Here is a 17,490-nt window from a genome sequence, read left to right on the forward strand (position 1 = left end):
GAATCCGTCCTCCATTCATCATCTGGAGGTTTCTGTACATGACCATAACAAGCGCCCCGGGCAGCTGGCACCACGCACGGCCCACTTTCCGCTGGACTTCTCTGGGACTGGCCGCCGTGCTGCTGGCGGGCTGCGGGGGCGGAGATGACGACAACGGCACGTCGCTACCGCCTTCGGCAGGGGTTTTCTCGGTGGGGGGCGTCCTAAGTGGCCTGGGCACGGGCAAGACGTTGACCCTGCAGAACCTTGGCATCGACGACCTGACCCTGAGTGCCAACGGCAATTTCGTGTTCGTCACCCGCATGGACAGTGGCGTGGCCTATGCCGTCACGGTCAAGACGCAGCCCAATGGTCAGCGCTGCACCGTGACGCAGGGCACCGGCACCGCTACCGCCAACGTGAGCGCTGTGCAGGTGCGTTGCGAGAACCTGGCGGCAGCCACCTTCACGGTGGGGGGGGCGGTCTCTGGCCTGGCAAGTGGCACCCTGGTGCTGCAGAACAACGGTGGCGACGATCTTTCGCTCACCAGCAACGGCGGTTTTACCTTTGGTACGGCGGTGGCGGGGGGCGCGGCATATGCAGTCACCGTGCGCACGCAGCCCGCGGGGCAGAGCTGCTCGGTGCGCAATGGCGCGGGCACGGTGGCATCGGCCAACGTGGGCTCGGTCGAGGTGAGCTGTGGCGCCGTGGTGGCCTTGCCCGAAGGCGACTGGAAGCAGGAGCTGTGTGTGCCGGTGCGCCCTGGCCAGTGGGGCCGCGCGCTGTGGCGCATCACGCGGCAGGCCGACAACCGGGTGACGGGGCAGATCGGCGTGACCACCTACGCCGATGCCAACTGCACGGGCACTGGCACCGCGGCGGGGCCGCTGTCCGAAGTGGGAAATCTGGTGTTCGACCGCAACGCGAGCACCGCCACATTGACTGCGTTCTGGGGTCTGTGGAGCCAGCCTTCGGGCCTGAACTCGCGCATCGTCTGGGCCCGCAAGGGAACGCGCCTGTGCATGCTGGGCGACCAGACACCCACGGTGTTTCCTACAGCGGCCAGCGTGGAAAACTACGCCAACACCATCATTCCCAACAAGATCTGCTACACGCAGAACTAGTTTGGGCTGGGCGCCGGGGTGCCTCAGCCACCCCGGCGCCGCAGCACCACGGTGATCTGGCCGTTGGTTTCGATGGTGGCTCGCTCCACCTCGTGCAGGTCCAGGCAGCCGCTGGCGCGCAGCGCGGCTTCCAGGTCGTCGGTCGAGAGCAGCTCCTTGCGCATGAGTTCGGCGTTCACCTGGCCCTGCTGCACCAGCACCTGCGGGGTGCCGTCTATCAACCGCTCCATCCACGCAAACCGGAACGTCAGCTGTGCCAGCACCACATGGCAGCCGATGAGCGTGACCGCTGAGATGAGCCCGCCCACCAGCGAGTTGTCACCCGCGTTCATCGAGTTCTGCACCGCGTTGGACAGGATCAGCAGCAGCACCAGGTCAAACGGCGCGTACTGGCCGGTCTGGCGCTTGCCTGTCAGGCGCAGGAACACCAGCAGAAACACGTAGACCACCACGCCGCGCAGCACGAATTCCCACCACGGCACATTCATTTCCCACATTGCAGGGCTCCTTGTTGGAGGGTTGTGTCGAACACCAGTCTACGGTGCTGAGCGAAAATCCCCTGTGCTTGTTGCCTGCCTGCGTACCCGCCAGGCAGCGCCCCCCCTCTCCACCGAAAGAAAACGCTCGATGCAACGTCGCCAATTTCACCAAGCCAGCGTCCTGGCTGCCCTGCTGTGCGCCACCGGTCAGCAGGCCTGGGCCCTGTCGCTCGGGGATCTCTCCAACGCCGATGCCTCCGGTGGCCTCAAGGCCGCGCTCGGCCAGGGCGCCCAGGCGGCGGTCGCGCTGCTGGGGCGGCCCGATGGTTTTCTGGGCAACCCTCAGGTGCGCATTGGCCTGCCGGGCTACCTGGAAGACGCGGCCAAGGTCATGAAGTCGCTAGGGCAGGGCCGGCGCATCGACGAGCTCGTCACCTCCATCAACCGCGCGGCAGAGGCCGCCGTGCCCATGGGCAAGGATCTGCTGGTGGGCGCCGTGCAGAACATGACGGTGACCGATGCCAAGAACATCCTGACCGGTGGCAGCACCTCGGTCACGGCCTTTTTTGCCGAAAAGACACGCACCCCGCTCTCCGAGCGCTTCCTGCCTGTGGTGAATCAGGCCACCGAAAAGGTGGGCTTGACCCAGAAGTACAACGCCTTCGCCGGCAAGGCCGCAGGGTTTGGACTGCTCAAGCCCGAGGAGGCCAACCTCGCGCAGTACGTCACCGGAAAGACGCTCGATGGCCTGTACTTCATGATCGGCGAGGAAGAGCGCCGTATCCGCCAGAACCCCGCTGGTGCGGGCAGTGCCATCGTCCGCAAGGTGTTTGGAACGCTGCGCTGATTGTCGCCCGTGTGAAACGCATGCCCTCCGTGTCTCTGACGAACTCCGAACCCTGCCCCTGCGGCCGCAACCAGGCCAAGCCCGGCAAAAGCGCCAAGGCTGCGGCGTTGTCCTATGGGGACTGCTGCGGCCGCTACCTCGACCATTGGGACGACGCTGCCGCGCCCGGTGCCGAGAGCCTCATGCGGTCACGCTACACCGCCTTTTTCCTCGAACGTGGCGACTACCTGCAGGCCACCTGGCATGCCAGCACCCGGCCGGCGGCCCTGGATTTCGACCCTGGCACCAAATGGCTGGGCCTGGAGGTGCGCAGCCACCGCGCCACGGGCGAAGGCCGGGCCGAGGTGGAGTTTGTCGCGCGCTACCGCGTGGGCGGGCGTGCCGTGCGCCTGCACGAGACCAGCCGCTTCGTGTGCGAAGGCGGGCGCTGGTGGTATGTGGATGGCGACATCCACAGCTGAAATTTTGAATAAAAATGAACTCCAGCGCTTTACCCATAAGCGCTAATAGCTATGAAATTTGAAGCAATCTTGTTTGACTGCGATGGCGTGCTGGTAGACAGCGAACCCATCACCAACGGCGTGCTGCGCGACATGCTCAACGAGGCGGGCTGGGCCATCACGCACGAAGAATGCATGGACTATTTCATCGGCCGGACGGTGCGCAGCGCCACCGTCCGCATTGAGGCCGAGACCGGTCAGCCACTCACCGACGAGTGGATGGCCAGCTTCTATGCGCGGCGCAATGCCGAACTGGATCGGCGCCTGGTGGCCATCGCGCACATCCACCCCGCCATCGAACGTGTGCATGCCCACCATGGCGGGCGCATTGCCTGCGCCTCGGGAGCCGATCGCTTCAAGGTGGAGATGCAACTGGTCAAGGTGGGGCTCATGCGCTTCTTTGAAGGCCGCATCTTCAGCGGCCACGAGGTGCCCCAGACCAAACCGGCGCCCGACGTGTACCTGGCCGCCGCTGCCGCTCTGCAGGCCGATCCGGCGCGCTGCGCCGTGGTGGAGGATTCGACCATCGGCGTCCGTGCAGGCGTGGCCGCCGGGGCCACAGTGTTTGCCTATGCGCCGCTGGACGATGGCGAGGCCCTGCGTGCCGCAGGCGCATCGCAGGTGTTTCGCAGCATGGCCGAGCTGCCCGCACTGCTGGGCTGCTGACGCTGGCAAGGCGAGCCTGAAAGAAAAGCCTGCAACCCTGGGAGGAGCGCGATGCCGGTATTTCGCATGAAGCAGAGGATGTGGCGGTGCGCCGTGGTGGCCGCCCTGGTCTTGCTGGGGGGCTGCTCGTCGGTGCGGCCCTGGATCAACGAGCCCTTGAAGCCCGAGGACCAGGGCATCCCCGAGCGCAAGTCCGAGCGCGATCCCTCCATCCTGGTGGCCGTGACGCTGTCGGGCGGCGGTGCGCGGGCGGCAGCCTTCGGCTTTGGCGTGCTGACCGAGATGCAGGCCACGCGCTTTGACTGGAACGGGCGTCCCACCACGCTGCTCGATGCCACCGATGTGATCAGCGGCGTCTCGGGCGGCAGCATCGTGGCTGCCTACCTAGCGGCGCACGGCATCGATGGGCTGCCGCGTTTCGAGCACGAGTTTCTGCGCCAGAACTTCCAGAACAGCCTGATCACGCAGGCGCTGCGCCCGGGCAACCTGGTGGACCTCACATCGCCCTGGCTCGGCCGCACCCACCTGCTGGCGCGGCGGCTGGATGAGCTTTATGGCGGGCTCACGTTTGGCGATGTGGCACGGCGCCCGCGCCACCCGCAGCTGTTCATCACGGCCACGGACATGTCGCTGGGCTCGGGCTTCGAGTTCACCTGGGAGCAGTTCGCGCTGATCTGCTCGGACCTGCGCAAGGTGCCGCTGTCGTTTGCCGTGGCGTCATCATCGGCCGTGCCGTTGCTGCTGAGCCCGATGACGCTCAAGAACTACTCCGACCAGTGCGCGGAGCACAAGACGGTGTCCCGCGCGGGCACCCTGGCCGCAGGCGGCGACTACCGTGCCCGGCTGTACCGCGCGCACGAACTGAGCTACCTGGACGCGCAGCGCAGGCCCTACATCCACCTGGTGGACGGGGGCCTGGCCGACAACCTGGGTGTGCAGCGGCTGCTCGACCGAGCCCTCGCCGGCGGCGGGCTGCGCGAGACCTTCAGCGAGGTGGGCATTCCGCCGGGCACCATCCGCAAGCTGGTGCTGGTCACCGTGAATGCCGAGCGCGACCCGTCGGTCAACATCGACATGAGTGACGAGGTGCCCAACATGGTGCAGGTGGTGGACTCGCTGCTTTTTGGCACGGGCGGGCGCGCCACGCGCGAGACGCAGGAGTTCTTGCGCGACATCACGCAGCAGTGGCGCCAGTCTCTGGCCGCAGGCTCGACGGGCAGCAACGACGCCTTTGCGCCGGGTGCCGAGATCCACGTCATTCCCGTCAACCTGCGCGATGCCCCTGACGACGTGGCGCGCCGTCGCCTGCTGCAGGTGCCCACGGCGTTCTCGATTGCGCCCAATGAAGTGACCGACCTCATCGAGGCGGGCGGCAGCGTGCTGCGCCATTCGCCCGAGTTCCGCGCGCTGGTGCAATCGCTGGCCCGGCAGGCCCCGCCTTCACCTGCGCCTGTGCCCGTGCCCGTGCCGACAAAGACCGAGTAGCCGCGCGGGCCCGGCTGTCTGCCGGGCTCCACCGCATCACGGTCTTGTGTCGGGTGCCGGGGTGGTGGGCACGTCCTGGTCTTGGGCTGCCTCCATCTGCGCCGCCATGGCCCTTTGGTAGCCGGGGCGTTGTTGCAGGCGCTGCCAATAGGCCTGCGTGGCGGGGCCAAACTGAGGGGCCAGGTCCAGATGCTCGGCCAGCAGCAGGGCATAGCCCACCGATACATCTGCCGCCGTGAAGCGGCCCGCACACAGATAGTCGCTGTGGTTGTGGGTCAGGGCGGTTTCCACGGCGCGCAGCCGGGCCAGGAACCAGCGGCTGTAGTCCTCCACCACCTGGGGCTGCCGGCGTTCGGCAGGCTCGAACCGGCCATAACGCAGCACCAGCGTCTGCGGAAAGGTGAGTGTGGCTTCGCCCAAATGCAGCCAGTTCAGGTAGGCGCCAAAGGCCGGGTCGGGTGGGCGCACGTCCAGCCCCGCGTCGGGGTGTGCGGCGGCCAGGTACTGGCAGATGGCGGCGGATTCGGTCATGCGCACCTGGTGTGGCGCCTTGCCCTGCACCAGCAGCGGCACGGTGCCCAGCGGGTTCTCTTCCAGGAACCAGCGCGCATGGGCCCGGGGCGGGAACGGCAGCATGTGCAGGGTGTAGGGCAGTTGCAGCTCTTCCAGCATCCACAGGGGCCGGAAGGAGCGCGCGCTCACGCAGTGGTACAGATGGATCATGGCGGGAAGGGGGCGAAAGGGCGGGGCGGTGGAGGGAGCGTGGGCCAGTGTAGTGGCGGGTGGCTGGGGGCGGCCCTCCTGTGGCGGTCATGCAGGGTGCAGATCGCGCCACCAAGCCATCCGCTATCACACCCTCAGGCTTGGCGGGCGTGGCGCCGGAACTCCGCAGGTGAATGGCCTGTCCAGCCCCGAAAGGCGCGGATGAAGCTTTTTTCGTTCACAAAGCCTGCGGCCTCGGCCACCTGCTTGATGGGGCGGTCGGTGCGGTGCAGCAGTTCCACCGCGCGGCTCTGGCGCACCTCGTCCTTGAGGCCCTGCAGCGTGGCGCCTTCTTCCTTGAGCTGCCGGTGCAGCGTGCGGGGCGACACATGCAGCAGGCTGGCCAGCGACTCGGCGCTGTGCTGGGGCAGGGCGTGCGCCAGTTGCCCTGCCACCGGAGCGCCCAGCAGCTGGCGCACGCGCTGCACCAGCAGGCGGTCGCGGCGGTACTGCAGCACCGTGAGCGGCAGGGCGTGCTGCAGCATCTGGCGCAGTGCCTGCTCGTCGCGCCGCAGGGGCAGGCTGAGGTAGCGGGCATCAAAGTGAATGGCCGTGCGCGGGGCGCCAAAGGTGACCGGCCCGCGAAACAGCACGGCATACGCCTCCGCATGGGGCGGCGCATCGAATGCGAACTCGGCGGCGATGAGGGGGATGCGCGAATCCACCAGCCAGCAGGCCAGCCCCAGCGCATTGCGCAGCACCGACACCAGGCAGAACTCGCGCAAGGCGCCCAGGTCGCGCGCCTCTTCGATGGCCAGTGTGGTGGTGTCGCCCCGGGTGGCCAGGCGCAGTGCAATATCGTCGGCCAGAAGCCCGTGGTGGCGGCACCAGCGGGCCAGCGCCACCTGCAGGTTGGGCGAGCTGATGGACGCGCGTGCCAACATGCCGTAGCTGCCCCAGGGCAGGCGGCGGCTGAACCAGCCCAGGGCCTCGTCGTCCAGCTCCTGCATGGCGGCGTCGGAGATCTGCTCCATCTGCCAGGCGGTGATGCGGGCGTGGTCGTCCTGCAGCAGCTGCGGCTCAATCTGTGCCTGCGCCAGGGCGCGCACGGGGCGCATGCCGCGCCGCTCGTACGCCAGAACAATGGCGCGCACAAAGGCGATGGGCGTGGCGGCGGGGGCGGACGTGGCCGAAGGGGAGCGGTCGGCGGTGGGGGCGGGTGGTTTCACGCCGCAGAGTGTGCCAGCCGTGGCACGATTTGCAACCATTGTGTCCACCCTCAGGGGGCGCAGGCTTCTATGCTTACGGATCGCCGCCCGCATATCCCTGTGGCGCAGGGCCGGATGACAAAGCCGAGGAGACAACACCCGTGACGAGTGCAGCCGCAACGAACTCCGCACCGCTGGTGGACAGCCACGCCCGTGGCGCCACCGACGTTCCCCTGATCGAACAGACCCTCGGCGCCTTTTTTGCCGACATGGCGGCCCGCCAGCCCGGCCGCGAGGCGCTGGTCAGCGTGCACCAGGGCCGCAGGTATACCTATGCCCAGCTGCAGGCCGAGGCGCAGCGCCTGGCCAGCGCGCTGCTGGGCCAGGGCCTGGTGCCCGGCGACCGCGTGGGCATCTGGTCGCATAACAACGCCGAATGGGTGCTGATGCAGCTGGCCACCGCGCAGGTGGGCCTGGTGCTGGTCAACATCAACCCGGCCTACCGCACGTCCGAGGTCGAATACGCGCTCAACAAGGTGGGCTGCCGGCTGCTGGTGAGCATGGCGCGCTTCAAGACCAGTGACTACCTGGGCATGCTGCGCGAGCTGGCGCCCGAGTGGCAGCACCAGCAGCCCGGCCAGCTGGGCGCGGTGAAGCTGCCGCACCTGAACACCGTGGTGTGGATCGACGACGGCGCAGGGCAGGGCGCCGACGAGCCCGGGCTGCTGCGGTTTTCCGACCTGCTGGCGCGCGGCGATGCGCAAGATGCGCGCCTGGCGCAGATCGCCGCCACGCTCAAGGCCACCGACCCCATCAACATCCAGTTCACCAGTGGCACCACGGGCTTCCCCAAGGGTGCCACGCTCACGCACCGCAACATCCTGAACAACGGCTTCTTCATCGGTGAATGCATGAAGCTCACGCCCGAAGACCGCCTGTGCATCCCCGTGCCGCTGTACCACTGCTTCGGCATGGTGCTGGGCAACCTGGCGTGCTTCACGCATGGGGCCACCATCGTGTACCCCAACGACGGGTTCGACCCGCTCACGGTGCTGCAGACGGTGCAGGACGAACGCTGCACCGGCCTGCACGGCGTGCCCACCATGTTCATCGCCGAGCTGGACCACCCGCGCTTTGCCGAGTTCGACCTGTCCACCCTTCGCACCGGCATCATGGCCGGCTCGCCCTGCCCCACCGAGGTCATGAAGCGCGTGGTGGAGCAGATGAATCTGCGCGAGATCACCATCGCCTACGGCATGACCGAGACCAGCCCGGTCAGTTGCCAGAGCAGCACCGATACGCCGCTGGCCAAACGCGTCTCCACCGTGGGCCAGGTGCAGCCGCACCTGGAGGTCAAGATCGTGGACCCCGACAGCGGCGCCGTGGTGCCCGTCGGCCAGCGCGGCGAGTTCTGCACCCGGGGCTATTCGGTGATGCACGGCTACTGGGGGGATGAGGCCAAGACCCGCGAGGCCATCGACGCCGAAGGCTGGATGCACACCGGCGACCTGGCCACCATGGACGACGAAGGCTATGTGAACATCGTCGGCCGCATCAAGGACATGGTGATCCGCGGCGGCGAGAACATCTACCCGCGCGAGATCGAAGAGTTTCTGTACCGCCACCCACAGGTGCAGGACGTGCAGGTGGTGGGCCTGCCCGATGCCAAGTACGGCGAGGAGCTGTGCGCCTGGATCATCGCCAAGCCGGGTACCAAGCCGACGGAAGACGACATCCGTGCCTTCTGCAAAGGCCAGATCGCGCACTACAAGGTGCCGCGCTACATCCGCTTCGTCATCAGCTTTCCGATGACGGTGACCGGCAAGATCCAGAAGTTCAAGATCCGCGACGAGATGAAGGATCTTTTGGGCCTGCAAGAGCAAAAAACCGCTTGAAAGAGCAAGACAGCATGACCATTCTCGACACCCAACTCAACGCCCGCTCGGCGGACTTTCTGGCCAACGCAGCCGCCATGCGCACGCTGGTCGACGACCTGCGCGCCCAGCTCGACAAGGTGGCCCAGGGCGGCGGCGAGGCCGCCCGCGCCAAGCACACCGCCCGCGGCAAGCTGCTGCCGCGCGAGCGGGTGCAGATGCTGCTGGACCCGGGTACGCCGTTTCTGGAGCTGGCGCCGCTGGCCGCGCTCAACATGTACAACAACGATGCGCCCAGCTCGGGGCTGATTGCCGGCATCGGCCGCGTGAGCGGCGTGGACTGCATGATCGTGTGCAACGACGCCACGGTGAAGGGCGGCACCTACTACCCGCTCACCGTCAAGAAGCACCTGCGCGCGCAGGAAGTGGCGCAGCAGAACCACCTCACCTGCATCTACCTGGTGGACTCGGGTGGTGCCAACCTGCCCAACCAGGACGAGGTCTTTCCCGACCGCGACCACTTCGGCCGCATCTTCTTCAACCAGGCCAACATGAGCGCGATGGGCATCTCGCAGATCGCCGTGGTCATGGGCAGCTGCACGGCGGGCGGCGCCTACGTGCCGGCCATGAGCGACGAGTCCATCATCGTCAAGAACCAGGGCACCATCTTTCTGGGCGGCCCGCCGCTGGTCAAAGCCGCCACGGGCGAGGTCGTCACGGCCGAAGACCTGGGCGGTGGCGATGTGCACACACGCCTGTCGGGCGTGGCCGACCACCTGGCGCAAAACGACCTGCATGCGCTGCAGCTGGCGCGCAATGCGGTGCGCAATCTGAATAAAAACAAGGCTCCGGCGCTTGCAGATCAAGCGCCATTGGCTCCTAATTTTGTAGCAGAAGAACTTTACGGCGTGATCCCGGTGGACACCCGCAAGCCCTTCGACGTGCGCGAGATCATTGCCCGCATCGTCGATGGCAGCGAGTTCGACGAGTTCAAGGCGCGCTACGGCACCACGCTGGTCACGGGCTTTGCGCGCATCGAAGGAATGATGGTCGGCATCATCGCCAACAACGGCATCCTGTTCAGTGAATCTGCCTTGAAGGGCGCGCACTTCATCGAGCTGTGCTGCCAGCGCAAGATCCCGCTCGTGTTCCTGCAGAACATCACCGGCTTCATGGTCGGCCGCAAGTACGAGAACGAAGGCATCGCGCGCAACGGCGCCAAGATGGTCACGGCCGTCGCCACGGCGAGTGTTCCGAAGTTCACCATCATCATCGGCGGCAGCTTTGGCGCCGGCAACTACGGCATGTGCGGCCGCGCGTACTCGCCCCGCTTCCTCTGGATGTGGCCCAACGCGCGCATCAGCGTCATGGGCGGCGACCAGGCTGCGGGCGTGCTGGCCACCGTCAAGCGCGACGGCATCGAGGCCAAGGGTGGGCAGTGGAGCATGGAGGAAGAAGAAGCCTTCAAGGCCCCCATCCGCCGCCAGTACGAAGACCAGGGCCACCCCTACTACGCCACCGCGCGCCTGTGGGACGACGGCGTGATCGACCCGGCCGACACCCGCCGCGTGCTGGCGCTGGGCCTGGCCGCCACGCGCAATGCGCCCATCGAAGACACCAAGTTCGGCCTGTTCCGCATGTGACCGGGCCGGGAGCAGCCATGGACGCCGTCGCCCACTTCACACAGCTCGCACGCTACAACGTGTGGGCCACTGCGCGTCTGCTCGATGCCGTGCGGGCGCTGCCTGAAGAGGCCTACCGGCGCGATGTGGGCCTGTTCTTCAAAAGCATCCATGGCACGCTCAACCACCTGCTGGTGGGCGAACACCATCTGTGGTTTGTGCGGTTCGCCGAAGGCACGTCGCCCAAGATGGCGCTGGACGCCGAACTGGAAAGCGACCGTGCGCGGCTGGATGCCCGCCTGCGCGAAGGCGCGGCCCGCTGGGCACCGCTGATTGCTTCGTTCGCTCCAGGCCGCTGGGACGGCACGCTGAACTACACCACCATGCGGGGCACGGCGGCATCGTTGCCGTTTGCGGCCACGCTGGCGCATGTGTTCAACCACGGCACGCACCACCGGGGCCAGATCACTGCCGTATTGACCGCCCTGGGCCAGACCAGCCCCGAGCTGGACCTTGTCTACTTCCTGCAAAAACCGCCCACGCCATGAGCCAGAACCTGTCCATCACCCACACCGGCGCCGTGGCGCGCATCACGCTCACGCAGCCCGAGATCCGCAACGCCTTCAGCGACGAGGTCATCGCCGAGCTGACGGCCGCCTTCACCGAAGTAGGAGCGCGCGCCGACGTGCGCGCCGTGGTGCTGGCCGCAGAGGGCCCTGCGTTCTGCGCAGGCGCTAACCTGAACTGGATGCGCCGCATGGCCGACTACACGCGCGACGAGAACGTGGCCGACGCGGGCAAGCTGGCCGAGATGCTGCGCGTGATCTACGAGTGCCCCAAGCCCACCATCGCGCGTGTGCAGGGCGATGTGTACGCCGGTGGCATGGGCCTGGTGGCCGCGTGCGACATGGCCGTGGCGGTGGACACGGCGGGCTTTTGCCTGAGCGAGGTGAAGCTGGGCCTCATCCCCGCCACCATCAGCCCCTACGTGATCCGCGCCATGGGGCCCCGCGCCGCGCACCGCTACTTCCTGACGGCCGAGCGCTTTGATGCCGCCGAGGCGCTCCGCGTCGGCTTCGTTCACGAGGTGGTGGCTGCAGACCAACTCGACGCCAAGGTCGATGAACTGCTCAAGGCCTTGACCAGCGCCAGCCCGAACGCCGTGCGCGCCTGCAAGAAGCTGGTGACGGATGTGGCCGAGCGCGAGATCAACGCGGGGCTGATCGCCGCCACCGTGCAGGGCATTGCCGACATCCGCGCCAGCGACGAAGGCAAGGAAGGCGTGCAGTCCTTCCTCAACAAGCGGAAACCCGCTTGGTTGCTGGCCTGACCCGACCTATTGTCTATTTGACTGAGTAATTCACACCATGGACACCCTCTGGCTCAACATCGTGCAGTGGCTCCACACGCTGGGGCTCCACGTGGATGGCGGCACGGCGCGCGCCGTGGGTGACGCCGCGGCCACGGCCACCGCGAGGCTCGACATGCCCAGCCTGCTGGCGCTGGCCGCAGCGCTGGGCTGGGCCAGCGGGTTTCGGCTGTACGCAGTGGTGTTTATCGTCGGCACGATGGGAGCCATGGGCTGGATGCCCTTGCCCCCCGGTCTGCACGTACTGCAGAACCCGCTGGTGCTGCTGGTGGCGGGCGGCCTGATGCTGGTCGAATTCTTTGCCGACAAGGTCCCGTGGATCGACAGCGCCTGGGACGCCGTGCACACCGTCATCCGCGTGCCCGGCGGCGCCCTGCTGGCCGCAGGCGTGTTCGGTGCCGACAACGCCACCATGGGCGTGGTAGCGGGCTTGCTGGGCGGGTCGCTGGCCGCCACGTCGATGGCCACCAAGATGACCACGCGCGCAGCGGCCAACACCTCGCCCGAGCCGTTCTCCAACTGGCTGCTGTCCTTTTTCGAAGACGGCCTGGTGGTGGCCGTGGTGTGGCTCGCCACGCAGCACCCGGTGGCCTTCGGCATCGCGCTGGTGCTGATGGTGGCCGTGTCGGTGCTGCTGCTGGTGGTGCTGTTCAAGTTTCTGCGCGCCGTGGTGCGGCGCTTGTCTTCTTTCTTTTCTGGTTCTGCCAAGGTGGCCTAAATGTTCAAAAAAATCTTGATCGCCAATCGCGGAGAGATCGCCTGCCGTGTAGCGGCGACCGCTAAACGTCTGGGCGTGAAGACCGTCGCCGTGTATTCCGATGCCGACGCCCAGGCCAAACACGTGGCCGTGTGCGACGAAGCCGTGCACATCGGCGGCAGCGCGCCCAAGGACAGCTACCTGCGCTGGGAGCGCATCATCGAAGCCGCCCAGGCCACGGGTGCACAGGCCATCCACCCCGGCTACGGCTTCCTGTCCGAGAACGAGGACTTCGCCCACGCCTGCGCGGCAGCAGGCCTGGTCTTCATCGGCCCGCCACCCTCGGCCATCAAGGACATGGGCCTCAAGGCCGAGTCCAAGCAACTCATGGAAAAGGCCGGCGTGCCGCTGGTGCCCGGCTACCACGGCAGCGACCAGGACCCGGCGCTGCTGCAGCGCGAGGCCGACCGCATCGGCTACCCCGTGCTCATCAAGGCCAGCGCGGGTGGCGGCGGCAAGGGAATGCGCGCGGTGGACAAGAGCGAGGACTTCGCTGCCGCGCTCGCATCCTGCCAGCGCGAGGCCATCAACAGCTTTGGCGACGATGCGGTGCTGGTCGAAAAGTATGTGCAGCGCCCGCGCCACATCGAGATCCAGGTGTTTGGCGACACGCACGGCAACTGCGTCTATCTGTTCGAGCGCGACTGCTCCGTGCAGCGCCGCCACCAGAAGGTGCTGGAAGAAGCTCCGGCCCCTGGCATGACGCCCGCGCTGCGCCAGCAGATGGGCGAAGCCGCGGTGGCCGCCGCCAAGGCGGTGAACTACGTGGGCGCCGGCACGGTGGAGTTCATCGTGGAGCAGCCGGGTGGTTACGAGCGGCCCGACCAGATGAAGTTCTACTTCATGGAAATGAACACCCGCCTGCAGGTCGAGCACCCGGTGACCGAGGCCATCACGGGGCTGGACCTGGTGGAGTGGCAACTGCGCGTGGCCTCGGGCGAGCCGCTGCCGGTGAAGCAGCAAGACCTCTCCATCACAGGCCACGCCATCGAGGCCCGCATCTGCGCAGAGAACCCCGACAACAACTTCCTGCCCGCCACCGGTGCGCTCAACGTGTATGCGTTGCCCGACTGCGTGACTTTCGAAAGAGGTGCCGTGCGCGTGGACTCTGGCGTGCGCCAGGGTGATGCGATCAGCCCGTTCTACGACTCCATGGTGGCCAAGCTCATCGTGCACGGCGACACGCGCGAGCAGGCGCTGGCGCGGCTGGACGAGGCCCTGGCGCAGACGCACATCGTGGGCTTGGCGACCAACGTGCAGTTCCTGCGCCGCGTGGCGCGCACCGGCGCATTTGCCAGTGCCCAGCTCGACACCGCGCTGATCCCGCGCGAGCAGGCGGTGCTGTTCCACCAGGAGCCGGTCGGCCTGCCGCTGGCTGCTGCCGCCGCCGTGGCGCAGACCCTCCTGAACGAGCGCGCCAGCGAAGGCGCAGACCCCTTCAGCCGCCGCGACGGTTTCCATTCGCACGCGCTCACGCGCCGCCGCTTCGAGTTCGAGTTCGGCGGCGAGCACGCCAAGGCCTGGCTGACCTACGAGCGCGACGGCACGCTGCACCTGGCAGTGGAAAGCAGGAAGGAAGGACAGGGCGATGCGGCCGTGGCCGGCCCGCTGACCTTCGCCGCGCAGCGTGACGGCATCGAACTACAGTTCGCCGGCCAGCGCACCCGCGCTGCGGTGTACGCCCAGGGCGAGGTGGACCATGTGTTCACGCCCCGCGGCGCGACACAGATCACCGCCATCGACCTGCTCGCGCATGCGGGCGAGGCTGCGGCGGAAGGCGGCCGCCTCACGGCCCCTATGCCCGGCAAGGTGGTGTCGTTTGCCGTGAAGGCAGGCGATGCCGTCACCAAGGGCCAGCCGCTGGCGGTGATGGAAGCCATGAAGATGGAGCACACGATTGCAGCGCCAGCCGACGGTGTGGTGCAGGAGCTGCTATATGCGCCCGGGGACCAGGTGACGGAAGGCGCGGAGCTGCTCAAGCTCACGGTGGCTGTTGCGGCTTGAGTCTTGGGCCTTGGGCGTGACACCCATTGATCTCGCCGAGTAGATATGCCGTTCACGCTGAGCTTGTCGAAGCGCCGCGCAAGGCTTCGACAAGCTCAGCCCGAACGGTATCGAAGGATGGAATCCATGAGAGGTGCGGGGTACCACATGGATCTACCGCAACCCGTGCGCGACATCCGAGCGGCGCCAATGCAGTTACCCTTGACCGCATGAACATCACCCTTTGCTGTACCGACACCAAGATCGAGCCCTGGCTGCAGGGGCTTGCCGCTGCCTTGCCCCATGCCCACATCAGCGTGTGGCAGCCGGGGGCAGCGCAGGCCGACTACGCCGTGGTCTGGGCGCCGCCCCAGCAGTTCCTGGACGAGCAGCCTGCCTTGCGGGCGCTGTTCAACATCGGCGCAGGGGTGGACGCGCTGCTCAAGCTGCGCATCCCCGCTGGCTGCCAGATCGTGCGCATCGACGACGGCGGCATGGCGGTGCAGATGGCCGAATACGTGTGCCACGCGGTGGTGCGCCATTTCCGCGAGCTGGACGCTTACGAGGGCGACATGCGCGCCGGCCGCTGGGGCTTTCGCCGGCCGCGGGTGCGCTCGGAGTTCCCGGTGGGCGTGATGGGCCTGGGCGTGCTGGGCGAGCGCGTGGCGCGGGCGCTGGCACATTTCGACTTTCCGGTGAACGGCTGGAGCCGGTCTCCCAAGGCGGTGGACGGCGTGCGCGGTTTCAGCGGCGCAGAGGGCTTTGACGATTTCCTGGCCGCCAGCCGCGTGCTGGTCAACCTGCTGCCGCTCACGCCCGACACGCAGGACATCATCAACCGCGACACGCTGTCACGCCTGCAGCCCGGGGGCTATGTGGTCAACGTGGCGCGGGGCGCGCACTTGGTCGAAGAGGACCTGCTGGCGATGATCGACAACGGCCACATCGCGGGCGCCACGCTGGATGTGTTCCGCACCGAGCCTTTGCCGGTCGGGCACCCGTTCTGGCTGCACCCGAAGATCACCGCCACGCCGCACACCTCGGCCCGCACCATGCGGGAAGAGAGCATTGCGCAGATCACGCGCAAGATGGCGGCGATGGAGCGCGGCGAGGCGGTGGCAGGCACCGTGGACCCCGGGCGGGGGTACTGACCCGGCGCGCCGCTGACAGTACCAACCCTCACAATCGCGGGCATGCGCTCCACATCCTTTCGCTGCTTTTTCGGCCTTCTCGGCTGGCTGCTGCTGGTGCCCGGCGCACTGACTGCGGTAGCCGCCAGCTGGCTGCTGGCCACGAGCTTGCATCTGGTGGGCGACACGCGCAGCGCCAAAGGCCGCGTGGTGGCGCACGAAAGCGTGGTGACAGGGTCCTCAAGCCGGCAAGCCCATGGCAAGAAAAGCGTCGTCGAGTTTGTGGCGAGCGATGGCCGCACCGTGCGGTTCACGGACTCGCTGGTGCGGCAGCTGCAGGCGGTGCACGATGTGGGTGACACCGTCACCGTGCGCTATCCCGCCAACAGCCCTTCGCAGGCTGAGATCAGCAGTTCCAATACCCTGAAGATTTTCTTGGGTGCTGTGTGGCTGCTGTGCAGCGCCGTGGGCATGGCGGCGGGCTGGCTGCTTCTGCGCCTACGCCCCCGCGTTCCCGCCTAGATATCGCCAGACGCCGCCTGCGCCTGCGCCTGCAAGGTGCCAGCCTGGCGTGCAGCAGTGGGGTGCACGGCGCCTCGCAACACCTGACGCGCAACGCCCGCGGCCTCAGTCAATCCATCGTCACGCCCGCATCGCGCACCAGCTTGCCCAGGCGCTGCGCGTCGGACTTGATCAGCGCGCCAAAGTCCGCGGCTGTGCCTGCCACCACCGGTGTGCCGATGGCCTCCCATTTCACGCGGAAGGCGGGGTCTTTGAAAATTGCATTGACCGTCGCGTTGAGCTTGTCCACGGTGGCCTGCGGCGTGCCGGCGCGCACCGCAATGCCGTGCCAGCCGGTGATCTGGTAGCCGGAGACGCCCGCCTCGGCCATGGTGGGCACGTTGGGCAGCACCTTGGCGCGCTCGGGCGAGGTGACTGCCAGCGGGATGAGCTTGCCCGACTGGATGTGCGGCAGCGAGCTGCCCACGATGTCGAACATCACGTTCACCTGCCCGCCCAGCAGGTCGTTGAGCGCCGGGCCCGCGCCGCGGTAGGGGATGTGGCCCATCTTCACGTGGGCCATGGTGTTGAACAGCTCGCCCGCCAGGTGCTGCGGCGTGCCGTTTCCGGCCGATGCAAAGCTCAGCACCGGCTTGCCCGTCTTGGCCAGGGCCATCAGCTCGGGCAGGGTCTTCACGCCCAGCGAAGGGTGCACTTCCAGCACCAACGGAAAGGCCGACAGCTGCACCACGGGCACCAGGTCGGTCAGCGGGTTGAAGGGCATGCTGGCGTACAGCGACGGGTTCACCGCCATCGGGCCGCTGGCGGCCAGCAGCAGGGTGTGGCCGTCGGCGGGCGCCTGCTTGGCCACCTCGGCGCTGCCGGAGTTGCCGCCCGCGCCGCCCTTGTTGTCCACCACCACGGTCACGCCCAGCCGGCTTTGCAGTTCGGGCTGCAGCATACGCGCCATCAGGTCGGTGGGGCCGCCGGGCGGGTAGGGCACCACGAAGCGGATGGTCTTGGTGGGGAAGGCGGCCGGGGCCGTCTGGGCCACGGCGTGGCCTGCCGAGCCCAGGGCCAGGGCCCAGGTGGTGGGCACGGCAAGCGCCAGGCGGATGGCCGCGCGTCGCGTGGCCCGGCGGGCCTGCGGGACGGGGGCGTTGGCGTGGGGGGTGGGGTGTTGTTGCATGGTGTCTCCTGCGGATGGATGAAGGCCCGTCTGGCGCGGGCTGATGGGTTTGATGGGTGCTGAGGAAGTGCAGAG

At 67.4% G+C, this 17,490-nt stretch carries 17 protein-coding genes; 13 read left to right on the top strand and 4 right to left on the bottom strand.

The window, feature by feature from the left end:
• Nucleotides 1-38 precede the first annotated feature (38 nt).
• The gene (locus ASE52_RS10245) at nt 39-1,103 is read left to right on the top strand and encodes a hypothetical protein (RefSeq protein ID WP_057225904.1); all 1,065 of its coding nucleotides are present in this window, start codon (nt 39-41) and stop codon (nt 1,101-1,103) included.
• A gap of 23 nt (nt 1,104-1,126) precedes the next feature.
• Here ASE52_RS10245 and ASE52_RS10250 read toward each other — a convergent pair whose 3' ends face one another.
• Complete coding sequence (locus ASE52_RS10250; RefSeq protein ID WP_010466759.1) at nt 1,127-1,600, bottom strand: YetF domain-containing protein; 474 nt, start codon at nt 1,598-1,600, stop codon at nt 1,127-1,129.
• A gap of 130 nt (nt 1,601-1,730) precedes the next feature.
• Between ASE52_RS10250 and ASE52_RS10255 the strand changes: the two genes are divergently transcribed.
• From ASE52_RS10255 to ASE52_RS10270, 4 genes are read left to right on the top strand one after another with little or no spacing between them, the layout of a single operon-like run.
• Nucleotides 1,731-2,429, top strand: a complete 699-nt coding sequence (locus ASE52_RS10255; protein WP_057225906.1) for a DUF4197 domain-containing protein — start codon at nt 1,731-1,733, stop codon at nt 2,427-2,429.
• Between the two features lie 20 nt (nt 2,430-2,449).
• On the top strand, nt 2,450-2,890 hold the full coding sequence (locus ASE52_RS10260) for a YchJ family metal-binding protein (RefSeq protein WP_057225908.1): 441 nt from the start codon (nt 2,450-2,452) through the stop codon (nt 2,888-2,890).
• A 51-nt stretch (nt 2,891-2,941) separates the two neighbouring features.
• Nucleotides 2,942-3,595: an HAD family phosphatase gene (locus ASE52_RS10265; protein ID WP_057225910.1), complete on the top strand. Its 654-nt coding sequence runs from the start codon at nt 2,942-2,944 to the stop codon at nt 3,593-3,595.
• Between the two features lie 51 nt (nt 3,596-3,646).
• Nucleotides 3,647-5,080, top strand: coding sequence for a patatin-like phospholipase family protein (locus ASE52_RS10270; protein WP_241776975.1), 1,434 nt, complete (start codon nt 3,647-3,649; stop codon nt 5,078-5,080).
• A 36-nt stretch (nt 5,081-5,116) separates the two neighbouring features.
• On the opposite strand, the gene ASE52_RS10275 is transcribed toward ASE52_RS10270, so the two are convergent.
• On the bottom strand, nt 5,117-5,803 hold the full coding sequence (locus ASE52_RS10275) for a glutathione S-transferase family protein (protein ID WP_057225912.1): 687 nt from the start codon (nt 5,801-5,803) through the stop codon (nt 5,117-5,119).
• A 134-nt stretch (nt 5,804-5,937) separates the two neighbouring features.
• Nucleotides 5,938-7,050: an AraC family transcriptional regulator gene (locus ASE52_RS10280; protein ID WP_241776976.1), complete on the bottom strand. Its 1,113-nt coding sequence runs from the start codon at nt 7,048-7,050 to the stop codon at nt 5,938-5,940.
• A gap of 101 nt (nt 7,051-7,151) precedes the next feature.
• On the opposite strand from ASE52_RS10280, the gene ASE52_RS10285 reads away from it, so the two are divergent.
• From ASE52_RS10285 to ASE52_RS10320, 8 genes are all read left to right on the top strand, one after another.
• Nucleotides 7,152-8,885 (top strand): AMP-binding protein, encoded by a 1,734-nt coding sequence (locus tag ASE52_RS10285; protein ID WP_057225915.1) that lies wholly within the window; start codon nt 7,152-7,154, stop codon nt 8,883-8,885.
• 14 nt (nt 8,886-8,899) lie between these two features.
• The gene (locus tag ASE52_RS10290) at nt 8,900-10,507 is read left to right on the top strand and encodes a carboxyl transferase domain-containing protein (RefSeq protein WP_057227140.1); all 1,608 of its coding nucleotides are present in this window, start codon (nt 8,900-8,902) and stop codon (nt 10,505-10,507) included.
• A gap of 17 nt (nt 10,508-10,524) precedes the next feature.
• Nucleotides 10,525-11,034 (top strand): DinB family protein, encoded by a 510-nt coding sequence (locus ASE52_RS10295; protein WP_057225918.1) that lies wholly within the window; start codon nt 10,525-10,527, stop codon nt 11,032-11,034.
• Nucleotides 11,031-11,816 carry an enoyl-CoA hydratase/isomerase family protein gene (locus ASE52_RS10300; protein ID WP_057225920.1) on the top strand — a complete coding sequence of 262 codons (786 nt, stop codon included), beginning with the start codon at nt 11,031-11,033 and terminating at the stop codon, nt 11,814-11,816. Before ASE52_RS10295 ends, ASE52_RS10300 begins: the two co-directional genes overlap by 4 nt.
• Nucleotides 11,817-11,853: 37 nt before the next feature.
• A complete protein-coding gene (locus ASE52_RS10305) occupies nt 11,854-12,573 on the top strand; it encodes a DUF4126 domain-containing protein (protein ID WP_057225922.1) in 720 nt (239 codons plus the stop codon).
• Entirely contained in the window at nt 12,574-14,616 is a 2,043-nt protein-coding gene (locus ASE52_RS10310) for an acetyl/propionyl/methylcrotonyl-CoA carboxylase subunit alpha (RefSeq protein WP_057225924.1), read from the top strand.
• Nucleotides 14,617-14,825: 209 nt separating this feature from the next.
• The gene (locus ASE52_RS10315; protein ID WP_057225926.1) at nt 14,826-15,746 is read left to right on the top strand and encodes a glyoxylate/hydroxypyruvate reductase A; all 921 of its coding nucleotides are present in this window, start codon (nt 14,826-14,828) and stop codon (nt 15,744-15,746) included.
• Between the two features lie 42 nt (nt 15,747-15,788).
• Nucleotides 15,789-16,247 carry a DUF3592 domain-containing protein gene (locus ASE52_RS10320; protein ID WP_057225928.1) on the top strand — a complete coding sequence of 153 codons (459 nt, stop codon included), beginning with the start codon at nt 15,789-15,791 and terminating at the stop codon, nt 16,245-16,247.
• A 109-nt stretch (nt 16,248-16,356) separates the two neighbouring features.
• On the opposite strand, the gene ASE52_RS10325 is transcribed toward ASE52_RS10320, so the two are convergent.
• Nucleotides 16,357-17,415, bottom strand: coding sequence for a tripartite tricarboxylate transporter substrate binding protein (locus ASE52_RS10325; protein WP_057225930.1), 1,059 nt, complete (start codon nt 17,413-17,415; stop codon nt 16,357-16,359).
• Nucleotides 17,416-17,490 lie beyond the last annotated feature (75 nt).

It is taken from the genome of Acidovorax sp. Root275 (genome assembly GCF_001428965.1).
Taxonomy (GTDB): domain Bacteria; phylum Pseudomonadota; class Gammaproteobacteria; order Burkholderiales; family Burkholderiaceae_C; genus Acidovorax; species Acidovorax radicis.

Coding starts and splice junctions, on each gene's coding strand:
- ASE52_RS10275 (WP_057225912.1), bottom strand. CDS start 5,803: ATGATCCATCTGTACCACTGCGTGAGCGCGCGCTCCTTCCGGCCCCTG.
- ASE52_RS10265 (WP_057225910.1), top strand. CDS start 2,942: ATGAAATTTGAAGCAATCTTGTTTGACTGCGATGGCGTGCTGGTAGAC.
- ASE52_RS10255 (WP_057225906.1), top strand. CDS start 1,731: ATGCAACGTCGCCAATTTCACCAAGCCAGCGTCCTGGCTGCCCTGCTG.
- ASE52_RS10260 (WP_057225908.1), top strand. CDS start 2,450: ATGCCCTCCGTGTCTCTGACGAACTCCGAACCCTGCCCCTGCGGCCGC.
- ASE52_RS10290 (WP_057227140.1), top strand. CDS start 8,900: ATGACCATTCTCGACACCCAACTCAACGCCCGCTCGGCGGACTTTCTG.
- ASE52_RS10300 (WP_057225920.1), top strand. CDS start 11,031: ATGAGCCAGAACCTGTCCATCACCCACACCGGCGCCGTGGCGCGCATC.
- ASE52_RS10250 (WP_010466759.1), bottom strand. CDS start 1,600: ATGTGGGAAATGAATGTGCCGTGGTGGGAATTCGTGCTGCGCGGCGTG.
- ASE52_RS10320 (WP_057225928.1), top strand. CDS start 15,789: ATGCGCTCCACATCCTTTCGCTGCTTTTTCGGCCTTCTCGGCTGGCTG.
- ASE52_RS10325 (WP_057225930.1), bottom strand. CDS start 17,415: ATGCAACAACACCCCACCCCCCACGCCAACGCCCCCGTCCCGCAGGCC.
- ASE52_RS10270 (WP_241776975.1), top strand. CDS start 3,647: ATGCCGGTATTTCGCATGAAGCAGAGGATGTGGCGGTGCGCCGTGGTG.
- ASE52_RS10310 (WP_057225924.1), top strand. CDS start 12,574: ATGTTCAAAAAAATCTTGATCGCCAATCGCGGAGAGATCGCCTGCCGT.
- ASE52_RS10295 (WP_057225918.1), top strand. CDS start 10,525: ATGGACGCCGTCGCCCACTTCACACAGCTCGCACGCTACAACGTGTGG.
- ASE52_RS10245 (WP_057225904.1), top strand. CDS start 39: ATGACCATAACAAGCGCCCCGGGCAGCTGGCACCACGCACGGCCCACT.
- ASE52_RS10305 (WP_057225922.1), top strand. CDS start 11,854: ATGGACACCCTCTGGCTCAACATCGTGCAGTGGCTCCACACGCTGGGG.
- ASE52_RS10315 (WP_057225926.1), top strand. CDS start 14,826: ATGAACATCACCCTTTGCTGTACCGACACCAAGATCGAGCCCTGGCTG.
- ASE52_RS10280 (WP_241776976.1), bottom strand. CDS start 7,050: ATGGTTGCAAATCGTGCCACGGCTGGCACACTCTGCGGCGTGAAACCA.